This is a genomic window from Alkalimarinus alittae (assembly GCF_026016465.1).
Taxonomy (GTDB): domain Bacteria; phylum Pseudomonadota; class Gammaproteobacteria; order Pseudomonadales; family Oleiphilaceae; genus Alkalimarinus; species Alkalimarinus alittae.
The window spans coordinates 918,577-933,006 of the sequence record NZ_CP100390.1 but is presented as its reverse complement, the minus strand read 5'-3'; the positions used below and the strand labels follow the sequence as shown (position 1 = coordinate 933,006).

Here is a 14,430-nt window from a genome sequence, read left to right as displayed (position 1 = left end):
GACTTAGTTTTCAGCTTTCGGTTTGGCTTTTCTTGCTTTCGTGGCACGTTTCTTTTTAGGGGCCGCTGGCGGTTCCCAGGTAAGCAACTCCTCCCGGCTAATATCGAGCATACGCAGTTCTTCTAATAAAAAACCTTCGTAATGGTCACCCATACGTTCGCCGAATTCCGGGTCAATGTCGTTGTGCCATTGTTTTAGCCAGGGTATTAATTCATCTAAGGCGACGAGCATGGGTTTTAGCCTTTCAACCTCCCAGCCATCCGTTTCTTTTCGATCGAGATACCAAGAGGCAATGGCCTGAGCTCGTTGCAGGTGATTCATACCTGCCCAACCAATTACCAGCGTGGAGTCGCCGTCTTTTTCGCAGCCCGGCAAACTAAAGAAACGCTCTTTTGGTACGTCTAATTTCCCGCGCAGTGGCCAGTAACTGGCTTTGCGAAAGTCGCCTGCGGCATATTTTGGTGGGAGTGGAATATCGCCAACGACTTCCGCCTTTTTCTGGTTGGCTTGTTTTCTGGCAGTTTCGTAGGCGGCTACTTTTTCTGGATATTCAGCGTCTTGCTCAGACAACGGATTATCAACGCCAAATTCTGCATCTATTGCATCTTCTTGGCGCTGTTTGTCCCAGGTTTCTTGCCAGGCCCTGAATTTTGGCATTGCCTTTGCTTTGTATCTGCCAGCAGAAAATTGAGGAATGCTATCCTCATGAACCAACTTATTAACTAGCAACTGACTATCAAAATCAGACTCACCCGAGTAATGACCTGCGATTTTTATAAAATCACTATCTTTGTTTAATCGGTCAGACAAGGACGCACATGTGCACAGCCGCTCTTCGTTATTTAGACTTTGGTGCTCGATTCGTTCTAGCAACCATTTTTTACAGGCCCTCTGGATATTATCTGGCTTCGCAGATTTATTGAATAGCCCCTGGCGACCTATCCAACGACGTTTATAATTAGGGTCTTCAACTATTCGAACGTCTCTATTACTTTTGATGCAGTCAATTCGCTGTTTCCACTTTTCCTGCATATCCTCAGGCCAGTGAGATGGGACGCCCATCGGCACATCAAAACCATCTTGATTTTGCTGCTCAACAATCTCAAACGGGCGCTGACCAACTTCAACATCTACTTTTTCCCATTTTTCTGGATCACCAATAAGTAACGTTTCACAAAGACCAAAAGCAGAGTAAGTTATCCAATCAATTTCTTCTTGAAGTAAAATCATCTTCGATAATAGAGCCTTCTTCTTTGTAAGAAATCGATTCAAATTCTCTTCAATATCACCATCATTCAGCAGAGCTTGCTCCAATGATTTAGCGGCAAAGTTCACGCTAATATATCTTGCACATGACTCCATCTCTTCTGCATACTTCACTACTAATTTCTCAAATTTCCCACTAAACAGTGCATTTGCAACAGGTAACTTTTTTAATGCAGTTCCAGCAAATTGATACGGGACCTTTGAAACGAACTCTATACGAACACCATCACCTCCCGTGAGCTGCTTTTGGTGGCTTACCTGTTTCATATAAAAACATGCAATTGAGCTATTCAAATATGCGAGCAACCGTAAGCATTTAACTAACTCGCTATCTTCGAGTCGAATAATGGGAGCTGTTTGACGAAAAACTTTGTCCCCTCCTTTTGCCAGCGTGAAATGATTGTGACTGGCAACCTCAGGAAACACAATCAAATATGACGCCCTATACCTGCGACTAAAAAACATTGAATACTCATACCAGGATTTGCCATGTTCCAGTTGGGTCTTCCCATATGCAACACGAGAAGAAAGCCTGGATTTTAGCGGCCACAATGACTTTTTCACATTGATATCATTAGTCACAGAGAGAGTTTCTTCATCATAAGGCCAAATACCATATTCAGGATCTACAACAGACCAATCCCTAACAGCCTCCCCTTCTACAATAGGCTTAATGAATTTTGGGTTGAGTCCATATCTACGACATACGGATTCAGATATACAAAACGCATCATCTTCTCTGGTAACAACTCCAAATCCGATTTCAGCGACTATGTCTCCAAGGTTTAGATTCTCGCAGAGATCAATTTTTTGCTTTAACTCACTTGCACCACCGCCCGTTAAACTCCATGGGTGCTTTTTATAGTCGCTGCGGTCTTTATCAACTACAGTTGTATATTCCTCCCCCCCACCATCTGATTGAAGATGGGTTATTATTGACTGCCAGACTTTTCCGTCTTCAGGTCTGGTTGGAGTTATGGGTTCTGCTTTGACTCCCATTACAACCCTCAACTTAACAATATCATCAACAGTTTGATTTCTTCCGAACAAAATTACCGTGGGAGTCCCGTGCCCTGGTATAAAGGCTCCGGATGTATCAATAATATGCGTAACTAATATTTTGGATAAAAATGATTCAATTAGTTTCTTTCCGAACTCCCTCTTCATAAAGCCATTTGCAGTGATCATACCTACATATCCAGCTCTATTATCAAACGATGAATCAATAGCTAAGTCAAAAAACCTTTCAGTAAAAGGTACGCCTAATGAGTACTGCCTATGGCATGTTGAATATCTATCCCGGTAGGCTTGATTAAGCGCTTTATCACGAACAACTATATAAGGTGGATTACCTACAACGACATGGTATTGCTGACCTAAAATTTTCTGCAGCTTGTCTTTGTCCTCGACCTCAAGGACATGCTTGATCGGGTCTTCATCAATCAAATCTGTTTGTGTTCCCCATGTCTGCCATCGACGACCATGCAGCAAAGAGTCACCACAAGCCAAGTTGAAATGAAAATTTGGCGCATCTATTACCTTGCTTGACCCTGCCGCTTTCATGGCTGCAATAAACAATCGAAATCGGCATATCGCAATAGCATAGGGGTTAATATCGACACCATGTACAACGTCTAATGCCCTTTGTGCGAGCTCTCGACTATTGGTGCCTGGCTCTCGCTTTAACCAGTCATCAAAAACTCTTTCAAAGCTGGTTAGCAAAAAATGCCCCGACCCACAAGTTGGATCGATGAGCCGCAAACCGGGTAGACCAAATGTGTCCTTGGCTTTTTCGAGGGTGTAATCAAGAATAAAACTCTCTACAAATTCCGGTGTTTGCAGCAATGCATAGCGCTTACGCACTGACTCTGATAAGTCCTGGTATAAGTCGCCCAGGAATCGGGTATCCCATTCTGGGTCAGTAAAGTCATGAATTGTATTACCAGAGTCTGCATCGATCTTTTGAAAAAAGTCGATCAACAATTTAGCACCATCAGCAGAGACAGGTATTTGCCATAAGGGGTTGTGACGATGATCTAACAGCTCAGCGATCACTGGGTACTTTTCTAATTGATCGAAGAGACTTAACAGATAATCACGCTCTTCATGGGTTGGGTTTTCATTGAAGTAGGCAACCATGCGTTCTTTTGCATGATCAAGTGGCTTAGCGCCATGGTCATTATTAGCTGGGCCAGATAAAACGGGCTCAGTCAGCAATTCATTGTCTTCCAAGAAACGAACGAATACGCAGGTAAGTACCCAGGCGACCGCCGCTTGTGTTATTTGTGCTTCACGCCAGGCAACAAAATGGTCTGCTGTTCTGCCAGCATTCTTGGCCTTCTCGTACTCCTCTTTGAGATGACTGGTAATCTCATCTCTGGATTCGCTATAAGCTAAGATATCTTTTTCAATTTTTGGCAGTTCTTTTTGTAAGTCTTTTAGCAGCTCGCTGCGGTTAATCATGCTTAAATTCCATTTTGCCGAATGCCTATCATTGCGTTTTTATTCTCAATAACAGCCAGGCGAAGTATTTAATTTTTGGGATACCTGCAGGGCAAATACCTGCGCTACCCTTCTTGTATTTACAATTCTCGTGTTTAGGCTTGTTCTACTTGGGCATTCTCTTTATCTCTTTCTTCTAACCACACGCTAGGGATTCTTGCAAATTCACTACTCCCAGCCCCTGCAGGCACGGTTACTCCATCAATCACCGCAGAAGCACTTTGTGCATCAGCAGCGATAAGCAAAATTAACCCGTGTACATTACCAGCGCTCATTAAGTGTCGGCGGATATCACTCAACCAAGTATTCACTAAATCATAACGGGCGATTAATCCTGGCTCCGTGAGCAATACAGGCTGACCGGCTCCTTTAATTTCCTCTGCCATCGCAGGTAGTACACGCTGAACGAGCCTCTGCAAGTTTTGCCAATCTCTGGAGTTAGACTTTGCAACGTCAGCTTTTAACACCACATTCCAATCTGGCGGTTTTGGCATACTTTTGCATTGTTGGTGTAGATGTCGTAGCAGCAACTCATCAAAACTCAGGTGTTTTAATCGGTACCGACTAATTAACTTGTCTTTCGCTTGCGCCCATTGACGCGGTCTTACGGTCAGTGCGAGAAACCTTGCTGTGTTAACCGCATTTGATATTTGATGATTAAGACTTTTTATTTCTTGTAAAGAAGATACGTCCGTTTCACCAATACTTGAAAAATGAAGTTGCGTTTGTGTCCGTGTTGCTAAGGTCGTTAACCCAGCGATGGGTAAGCAATAAGCCCCTTTCGTTCCATTCGAGAATTCATAGTTACCATCCCAGTGAAATCCAATATCTAAATCTTGGATCATCGCATCCAGTTGTGGCCTGCCAGGCAATGGTTCCGCTGCAGGGTACCTTCCCGCCACACGTGACATAACTTCGGCAACACCTAACGCTTTGCTACCCAATAACGCGCCTTGCGCTAACTCAAGTGCTAGCGCTGCCCTCATGCTACGAGGGTAAAATTCCGCTCGACTTGAGAGTGCCGCACTCTGTGAAGCGGCTGCTGCCAGGCGTAATAAACGGTGATTGCTCAAATCAATAAACGAGCTAGGTGCAGGAACCGCGCGAATTTTCTCTAGCGCTCTTACAGGTGAAAGCAACGGCTGATGCTCTGCACATTCATCGGCAAGTTCCCCTAGGTCATTGGCGTAATCGGCCAACTCCTCTCCTGTGTCGTTTCGATCATCCGCGATTAAAAACCTGTTACCAGAGCGACGAAGCATCCATCGAGGTTCTTGCTTGCTTAGTTCAGTTTCGACGGCCACTCTCACAACCGCATGCGCCCAGCGTTCACGCAAAGGCGAATCTTGCACTGATCCTCGGCGCAGCAAGATGGCATCGGCCAGCTCGATTGCTGTCATCACACCACCGTTTTCGTCGAGTAAACTAATTATTTCATCTCGAAGCTCAGTAATGACTTTTGACTTTCCCCAATGCGTGAGCACTTTTGTGGTGAGCTCTCGCACCTCAGAAGATTCCAGACTTATATGGGCGCTGATTTTGCCAGCGGTTGGCCAATGTACGTTATGAATACCCTTTGGTGCTGTCTCATCAAGACGGCCCAGGTATTCATTGAGAAAACATAACCGTGTTTGGTCGGTCGCTTTTGTGACTTTGGGCATGACCTGGGTAAAAATGCGATCCACACTAATCACTGTGGTGTCTTTGCTTTCTAGCGTTCTCGCTTGATGCTCTTCTAGCAAATTAGCTTGTAGCTGCCCTATCACGTCTGAAAGTTCAGTTCGTGTTTTTACACCCACCCCCATCCAGACACGCACACGACTTCTATTAAGTTTTACGAGGTCTGCGACTGTGTTTATATTCTTACGGCTCAGGGTATCAAGCGCTTGAGGGCTCAATTCTAGCAAGCCAATCTGAGTATCGAGTTTAGCCTCTGTTATTGGACAAGTTTTGTCATCGTCATGAATGGTTGGGTGCTGTGAGCCTTTTCTCGCTTCATTAAATATTTCTCGCCATGCCCGCAGCATGTCTTCAGCATTGGAAAATCTTTCCTTCACGTCGCGAACCAATGCTTTCTTAAAAAATGCCACCATACGATCACGTATAGTGGGATCAAACACAGTGCGGTCTACTTCCAGCTCACCTTCGAATTGCAACGGCATCCCTTCACTAGAGGCCCATCCAGGTAATGCTCCCGCAGACATTTCATACAACGTCAATGCGGCAGAAAAGCGCTCCGCAAAGTCATCCCAACGGCGTCTACCTACATCGCGAATAAAAGGATCCATATAGGCCAGCGTACCAGCGGTTATATTGTCAGGCCCTACATTAGAGAGTGAAAAATCAAACATCACTAAGTGAAGTTGGCTACCTTGTTTGGTTAAGCCAATATTCTCGGGTTTCAGGTCGCGATGAACGATAGCTTTATCTTCTAAATGCGCCAGAGCACTTAGAAGATCATCGCCGAATCGCTCCAATAACTCTAATTGCACCGCGCCGAAGCTTCTTATGCGCTGTGCTAATGTTCCTTCGCTGGTGTAATCAATCAATAACGCGATATGGCCAGCGATTTCGACAGTTTTGTGATAGGCAACAATAGACTGGTGCCGAAGTTTAGATAAAGCTTCCCCTTCTTGCATGATTCGTCGATTATGTTCTGGCGTAAGCGCCAATTTAAGAACCCGCTCATGCCCTTGGTAATCAACAAGAAACGCAACAGAGCACGCGCCCTTGCCTAGTCGTTTCTTGACAGTTATTCCGCCATCGAAGGTGTCCCCTTTGATAGCCTCTGTAGGGTTGGCCGTACGTTGCGTGTCTGGTCGGGTAATTTCTTCTTCAATATCATCCAAGCAATCGATTAACTCATCCACCGACTCTAAACGACTGCTAAGATCAGGGTGTGTTGCATATTGAACCAGGAATTGAACTGATTCACTTGCACCGTTAACTTCATCAGTCACTTGCAAGCCATTACCGCGGCTAAGCTTGTCTTGAAGCTCTAGGTCATTCTCAGCAGGTTTCTTGCCAGTAAATAGATGGTAAGCAATGGCACCCAACGAAAAAACATCCATATGGACACCGTCGGCACTGCCCCCCCCGTAGGCTTCCAAAGCCATATATGGCCCAGCCTCTTCTTGCACTATTTGGCTCAAATGACTGAGCGCACTGATTTGCCGTGTTTCTGTTTCGTAAACACGTTCCGCTGTCGACCAATTCGAAATCTTAATTTTATAGTCGTCACCATCCTGCTTAACCCAAATGCTTTGTGGGCTTAACGCACGGTGATATAGCTTTTGTCCATGAGCATATTGAACCGCTTCAGTAATTAGACGCATTAAGTGCACGGCCTGCATGGTTTCTAATCGCTTACCATTGGTCAGGTGTAGCAGTAAATGGTCTAGTCTGAATGCCTCTGAATCGTATTCATAAACTAACGCAGGGCCATGATCATGCTGCTGGTAGTCTTTGGCCTTGAGAATACCTGGGTGCTCGATACCTTCAAGCAATCGAAATTCAAGTTGGGCAGCTTTTTGCAGTCTTTTTGCTTCTTGTTCATTCTTGCCATAGGTGAGATAGATTCGTACTTTACGTTGAATTCCTAACTCAGAATGAATCGCTAACCACTCCTGAAAATGGTCAGACTCATCCAAGACTTCCTTCAATTCATAGTGACCAACTCGGCGCATTCGTACCGACTCTTTGATACCTGCCTCTTCAACAGCACGAGAAAGCATCTTGGCAATTGGCGTATTCATCCTCTTGTGCCGCCAACCTTCATCCATTCGTGTAATTTCATGTACGAAATTCTTTCTAGTGCAGACATTTAAGCGTGCGGGACCTTCAAGTTTATTGACTAAGTTCTCCGCTGATAGAAAGACATACGCATTTATAAATGGAACACGCTCCTTACTTCGTTTTGCTGATGGCTGAGCTTGCAACAATGAAGCAAGCTTCTTCGCTTTTCGATCCGTAAGAATGCGAGGGTTATCAAAAAGTTTCTGGCCACCCTGAGGTTTTTCCCATATCCAAGTACCCGCATCACCTTTAATAACACCAGGATGAGATTTAATTTCAACGAGGAATAATCCTTTGGGTGTGAGCACCATAAGGTCTATTTCGTTTATTGACCCGTCATGGGCGATAAACTCAAAATTTGCCCAGGCACGATATGGATCGTGATCAGGTAATGCCTGTTTGGCAAATTCCAGCGCTTCTCTTTCCCATGCGAAATCTGAGGGAGTTATTTGCTTCCAGAGTTTATCCATCTACCCTTCAACCTTATCGTTGATTTCCAGCATATCACCAACACTACATCCAAATACTTTGCAGATTTTCTCAATGGTTTCCAATTCTATTCGGGTAGCCTTTTCATGATATAGCGAAGAAATGGTACTCCGATTTAAACCACTTTCCCGAGCTACATCAGAGATGTTCATTTTGTGTTCGCCCATTAGTTTTGAGAGATGACACCTAATCATTTTTGTTATACCGAAGGTGATATGAAGAGCTGAAAAGTATGGCATGCAAGTACGCTTTTTGCTATGCAGAATAGCAAAAATAGATAAAATAATTCTTGTAGTTCATACCTGAGTTTTCTGGAAGCTTTCCCCAATTAACAGGGAAATTCTGTTCGCATGTCTTTTTCTAAAAAAATGCTTGAAACCAAAGCTAGAGAATAGAACTTGTTTCCCCTACTTCTTTGGGGAAAGCTGCCGAAAAATCACGGCACGCTCGAAAAACACGGAAACCGTTTTCCCCATAAGATAGGAATATGGGAAATTGATTTAATTATACAAACTTATAAAACGCCAAAAAACTGCATTATTTAACCCCTGCTCACTAACTGGATGCGTCACGATTAAAACAACCAGCTAATACAGGAAACCAAATAATGAGCTCATACAAATACGAACCAAAAATTCTGACAGATATTGTCAATAGTGACGAAATAAAACTGTTTGCAAAAGACCTGAAAAATAACAAAAATGATCTTCTAAACATAGCAAATAGCATTCACGAAAATATCATTGACATTGCTGATAAAGCAGCAAAATCCTATAAGCAACTATGTGAGAAATACAACGGCGAGGTTAGTCAACGGGACCGCATTTTTATATTTCCCTCAGTTAGACAAAAAATGGGTTCTGACCGGAAATATTCGACATTTAGGTGGCTACAGTATATCAACAGCTCATACGACAGTCGGGTTTCCAATAAAAGCTGGACTGTGCGGGAGGTAAAAAAAACCGGTAAAAACTATTCTGCAACGGATTTCAAACGAACATTCACCAACAAAAACAATCCGTTCATCCAGTCGGTTCTAGAAATGGAGCATATTTTTCGATTCTGTCGCCAGCAATACCAAACAGTGAATGCGATACATAAAATACTGAACTCAAATACCCTGTCTGAATACAACCTATCAGACCTATTATTGGATGGATTCGTGGCAACATTTTATCAGGACCCTCTGTGCGTTAGCAGAGGCCTCTCTCTATTTAACGATTTCTATGAGCGACCAACTACAGAAACTGAGGATGCCCCAGAAGGATTAAGCGAATCTCAGCAGGACACGCTTGATGAAATATTCTCTGATAGCGAGAAAGTTTACTTTTGACTGGGTTGAGTGACGTCAGCGTCCCTGCTCGTAAAATTTCAGTACCTGCATCCGGAAAAAGGGACGTCAGCGGCATAAAAGTGACGCTGACGTCCCTAATCTCGATAAATTGGGCAATTTCTATTAGTGAAAGTAAGTTTTATTGTCCATGTGGGACGTGGGCGTCACTTCAATACTGAAAAGTATTTTTGCTAAACACATTAATAACCGTCTATATTTCGATCATTTCTTGTTGCATTTAGCCATTTTCTGACGTAACGTACTGAGCGTTAAGTAGCGGTTATGGACACTGTCTATCTCCGAAATAGTTGACGGGCTATGTCTACGTTTTTCCACAATCGTGGAATTATCACCGTCAAGACTCATAATATTGAGTTATTTTCCCTGAATTATGAGGGATGACATGAGTATATATTCACACCATTTCTTTACTGGTTCTGGGATTTTGCTGTCCGTAAAAAAGTTTTAGGATTGGTCTTAACCGCCTATCACTTATGTAGATCCATTCATACAGGATGGAGCTAGCACGGCGGGTGTTTAGAGCCTAAACACGCATAAAACCCATGTTCGAATATATGCCCTTGGTAATCCTCGGGTCTTACGACCCTTATTATTCGACAAGGGAAAAATATGACTAATTCGAAACAACCCTCTATTCAAAGCGAAACCATCTATAAATCTGCTATCGACGCAGAACGAAGCTTTCCAGCTCCCAGAGGAAAGTTTGTCATTTACAACAAAACAGGAATCAAATGGGATCTCAGTGATCCTGAACACTCATATCTGTATCGCAGGGTGAAAAAATCATCAAAATGGAATGGCCGATATTGGGAGTCAAACTCTGAAGAAAAAATCAGAGAGTTTCTAGATTTTCCACCTTCAAAAAAGCTGCTTCGAGATTACGATGTACTAGACGAAAATAAAATTCACGATGGAATAAAACTCAGGATCATACGATTCTCAAATGAAATGGGCTGTGTTTACTCTAATGACTCTGAGTTCGCGAGAGCACGACTGGAAAGCATGTGGTCAACTGAAGACCAGTATAATAACGAAAGGTTTTGGGAAAATGCTCCAATCCTCTACCTCCATGATTTCAATCACAATATAGAAAGTTATCAAGCCCAAGGCGCATCAATTGAGGAAATCAATCACCCTCCCCACCCCGTCAAAATTCAACTTGATAAAAGAGTGACATCTATTGAATGTCAGCCGCATATAGACCCACGTCATTATCTACTCCGGCTCAAGCTGGGACAGAGTTGGCAATGGGCAAACTACGGAGGTGAATTCCCGAAAAGATCTATACCTTGGAACGGCGCTATAACATTGCGAACGAGCGAGTGGCCAAACTGGAAAAATTTTATAGAGGAGGCAGGTATTCCGGTTGTTATTCAACAACAGGAAACCCCTGACTCAAATAAAATCCTTCTCAACCATAAAAACATCCCTGGTTGGAGCTCTCCAGCAGTTAATGGGAAAGTCCTTTATAAATACCAACGAGACGGTATTCAGTTTGCGGCGGATAACGGTGGTAGAATCCTAAATGCTGACGAGATGGGTACAGGAAAAACCGCGCAGGCAATTGGTTTTGCATCAGGTATAGATGCTCAAAAAATCCTTATCCTAACTCCAGCTGTGGCCCAGTACGTTTGGTTGTCAGAAATCATAAGTTGGTTGGGCCAGGAAGAGAAAATCCAATGTATTTCATCTAGCGATACAGAAATTTGCCCCGATTCGAAATGGGTAATCATTTCGTATGACATGCTGTCAGAAAATCCATCGACAATCAAAGTCGATGACAAACCAGATCAGGTTATAATCAAAAGAGCAGCCAAAATTGACAGCTCAATTAAGATAACTATTAACCGTTTTGGCGCACTCAACGTTACTATTGCACGACCTCTGCATATCGATGGGCTATCTGATCAAACCTCGAGAAAAATCAACAAAATAAACCAGAGAATGGAAAATTCTCGAATTAATCGACTAAAACAATTTGATTTCGATCTCGCTATAGCGGATGAGGCTCACTACCTAAAAAATGGGAGAGCCAAACGCACTATCGCGGCCAATTCTCTACTACAGCACATTGATAAAATCGCCTTGCTTACAGGCACTCCAATTCGAAACAACGTTAAAGAGGCAGAGACATTATTATCTATTCTGTGCGAGAGGGCTCTCAGTGACGCTACATTGCTGGCATATAATGACAAACGAGCTTGCCGTAATACCGTAAAAGAGTTCCTCCAGGACTTTATGATTCGACGAATAAAAAAAGAGGTGCTGACTCAGTTACCACCGAAAATCAGGCAATGGATTAATGTCATACCGGATGTAACGCACGATGAGGACAACCTGATTGAGATATATAGACACTGGATTTCACTGGCAAAACAGAACTACATGGATTCATTCAGGCAAAAAACACAGGAAGAACGTAGTGCCTTAAAGGACATCGCATTTAACTGTATAGAGCTCGCGAGAACTTTGGTAGGAAAAATAAAATTACTAGATGGCCAACTAACCGATTATATTTGCAACGCAGTAGCAGAGAATGGTTGTTGTATTGTCTTCTGCGCGCACCGAGAGGTAAGTGACGAACTATCTCGTCAGCTAAACTCCCGAGACATTACCAACAAGGTTGTAGATGGCAGGACATCCCCAGTAAATAGAAAAAAAGCTGAAACCGATTTCCAAACCGGGGCAATAAACGTGTTTATCGGGGGAATTCGTTCCGCAGGAGAGTCATTGACGCTCACACGGGCAAGCCTGTGTATTTTCGTCGAATCCGACTGGGTACCGGCCGCTATGATTCAGGCAGAGGACAGAGGCCACAGAATAGGACAACAAGGCAACGGATACCAGATCGTTCACTGGGTAATTGATCCTCAATCTGGTATTTCTCTGGATTATCACATCACCAAAATTCTTGATAGGAAACTGTCGCTAATTAATGACATATTGGGTGAAGAATCTCAATTACAAGTCCCCAAAGAATTGAATGAAAATAATAGGGCCCAACTATTTTCGAGTCTATTTGGCCCATCTCCAATGCCCACGAACCAAAATGGCATAATACGCTCCGTACCCGCCAATGAAACCCTTCATCTCACCTAAAAACGTTCACATACATTTATAGACCGAACCGAAGGCGCCTAGACGCGCCTTCGCCATAAATTAATGCTGACACGGCAAATCGATACCAATTATAGAATTGGTGATTTACTATTTTTTCATTAAATTAGTGCTTCTTTGCCTTTATTTTGTCGACAAAATTTGTATTATTTTTCATAATGTTACGATACGGATGTCATTATAAAGAAAAAGGATCGCATCAAATGCAATATATAAAACCACTCACTCTATCGATAATTTCCTCTCTATTAATCGCCTGCGGTGGCGACTCGAACAAACCTGCTGAGGGAGGTGATGGCCCTAAGATTCCTCCCCCAACCAACAGCAACCAAGAATTTCTGCTTTTTACTGACCGCCCCACGTCTGGCAGCTCATTAAAAAACTTATACCAACTCAACCCTGTTGCGGCCAGCCCAGCACCAAAAAAGCTAAACTCATCCCCTGTGACGAATTATGTAAGCCACCCTGCTCTTCCACTGGGCAATAATGAGTGGATACATTCGATAGTTTGGGTTGAAGGTGAAAAGATTTGGGGAACAGACTCAGCTACTGAAAATAAATATGCTCTAGCGAGCTCTCCCATTGTGACCGATCTTTGCGAACTACAGCATAAAACTCCATCACAGGATGGGACCAAAAACTTGTTACTCATTCGAGACAATGGGGCTGACAGCACCTGCTCATCCGACGACCAATATTACACGCTAAATTACAACAATGCCTCACCCCAAGCACTAACCCCTATTTCAGGAGAAATAATAAAAGGCTTTGATGGTGGAATAATAGTGAATGATATTGCGGATAACACTTATAGCTATTTCACCGACACAGACGGCAAAACTGCTATTTTTGACCAATCCATCATGCAGGTCACCGCTAGGTATGACATTTCTAATAATATCCTGTGGGGGCCCACTCTAAACGAGAGTATTTTTATTGTTGTCAATGACGAACTATTTCTCGCTCCTTTCTCGTCTCTGGTGGACGGTAGTTTTACGTTTACGGGAGGAGTTGATCTAGAACAAAGTAACATAGACATGAAGACTGCTAACGGTATGCTTTATATTTCTTCACATGAAAAGTTACTGCAATACGATCCAACAACTGGATCACTGAGCACGGTCGCAACCCTCGGTTTGAACTCTACAGCCGTAATTGTAATCGACGAAAGTCATGCCTATTTAGTAGACAGGTCTGCTACAGGGGCGATAGTTTACGAAATATCTTTAGCCACCGGTACAATAACACCGTTGATTGAATCTTCAGACCAAACCTTTAGTGTTTTTCACATGCAAGACAAACTATGGACCTCAGACCAAGCTGAAGCCAAAATCTACGACACAACAACCGGCAACACAACAACAATCGATGATGCGACGTTCAACATTATTGGCTGGTCGGACTCAGTAGAAATCGTTCTAACCAAAGACCGCACTTTTGATGGGGTAGCAACTACTAACGGCTACATAGCTAAATATGAGCCAGAGAGTGGAAGTGAAGTACTGAATTACGGTGAGTATGAAGTGCCATACGTTTATTTGGGATGGCATGGTAGCCGTTATCGTTTGGGTGTAGATCACGACTATTACAAACTGTTTTTGATCGATTTTGAATCGTCGAATTCATTGAAAGAGGTATGGGAGTCTACTGGGGTTATTTCGTTGCCGTTTTGACAGGGTGAATTAGAAAATAAATACCTGCTAAACCTTCAAACACGATTCAAGATGTGAGGTGGTCAATTCTTTCAATCCACCTCACCTCAAATCCCAGCGTTTCGAGATAGTTTAGAACACATGGTGTATCTGTTGTTAGCGCCGCACCAAACTCGCAGTTATTTACCGCTATTTTTTTACCAAAAATAGGAAATAGGATTACATTTTGTTTGATGTCGTGGGCTTGTCGCTTTA

At 43.2% G+C, this 14,430-nt stretch carries 6 protein-coding genes; 3 read left to right on the top strand and 3 right to left on the bottom strand.

The window, feature by feature from the left end; translation table 11 throughout:
- Positions 1–3: 3 nt before the first annotated feature.
- The 3 genes from pglX to NKI27_RS04080 all read right to left on the bottom strand — a co-directional run bounded on the left by pglX (position 4) and on the right by NKI27_RS04080 (position 8,246).
- Positions 4–3,729, bottom strand: a complete 3,726-nt coding sequence (pglX, locus tag NKI27_RS04090) for a BREX-2 system adenine-specific DNA-methyltransferase PglX (protein WP_265048420.1) — start codon at positions 3,727–3,729, stop codon at positions 4–6.
- A 134-nt stretch (positions 3,730–3,863) separates the two neighbouring features.
- Positions 3,864–8,033 carry a BREX system serine/threonine kinase PglW gene (gene pglW / locus NKI27_RS04085; protein ID WP_265048419.1) on the bottom strand — a complete coding sequence of 1,390 codons (4,170 nt, stop codon included), beginning with the start codon at positions 8,031–8,033 and terminating at the stop codon, positions 3,864–3,866.
- A complete protein-coding gene (locus NKI27_RS04080) occupies positions 8,034–8,246 on the bottom strand; it encodes a helix-turn-helix domain-containing protein (protein ID WP_265048418.1) in 213 nt (70 codons plus the stop codon).
- 413 nt (positions 8,247–8,659) lie between these two features.
- On the opposite strand from NKI27_RS04080, the gene NKI27_RS04075 reads away from it, so the two are divergent.
- The 3 genes from NKI27_RS04075 to NKI27_RS04065 all read left to right on the top strand — a co-directional run bounded on the left by NKI27_RS04075 (position 8,660) and on the right by NKI27_RS04065 (position 14,196).
- On the top strand, positions 8,660–9,385 hold the full coding sequence (locus NKI27_RS04075; protein WP_265048417.1) for a hypothetical protein: 726 nt from the start codon (positions 8,660–8,662) through the stop codon (positions 9,383–9,385).
- A 630-nt stretch (positions 9,386–10,015) separates the two neighbouring features.
- Positions 10,016–12,505: a DEAD/DEAH box helicase gene (locus NKI27_RS04070; protein ID WP_265048416.1), complete on the top strand. Its 2,490-nt coding sequence runs from the start codon at positions 10,016–10,018 to the stop codon at positions 12,503–12,505.
- Between the two features lie 221 nt (positions 12,506–12,726).
- Positions 12,727–14,196 (top strand): SMP-30/gluconolactonase/LRE family protein, encoded by a 1,470-nt coding sequence (locus NKI27_RS04065; protein ID WP_265048415.1) that lies wholly within the window; start codon positions 12,727–12,729, stop codon positions 14,194–14,196.
- Positions 14,197–14,430 lie beyond the last annotated feature (234 nt).

What these genes read in the sequence shown, in the direction of transcription:
- pglX (WP_265048420.1), bottom strand. Translation starts at nt 3,729, where the DNA reads ATGATTAACCGCAGCGAGCTGCTAAAAGACTTACAAAAAGAACTGCCA.
- pglW (WP_265048419.1), bottom strand. Translation starts at nt 8,033, where the DNA reads ATGGATAAACTCTGGAAGCAAATAACTCCCTCAGATTTCGCATGGGAA.
- NKI27_RS04080 (WP_265048418.1), bottom strand. Translation starts at nt 8,246, where the DNA reads ATGATTAGGTGTCATCTCTCAAAACTAATGGGCGAACACAAAATGAAC.
- NKI27_RS04075 (WP_265048417.1), top strand. Translation starts at nt 8,660, where the DNA reads ATGAGCTCATACAAATACGAACCAAAAATTCTGACAGATATTGTCAAT.
- NKI27_RS04070 (WP_265048416.1), top strand. Translation starts at nt 10,016, where the DNA reads ATGACTAATTCGAAACAACCCTCTATTCAAAGCGAAACCATCTATAAA.
- NKI27_RS04065 (WP_265048415.1), top strand. Translation starts at nt 12,727, where the DNA reads ATGCAATATATAAAACCACTCACTCTATCGATAATTTCCTCTCTATTA.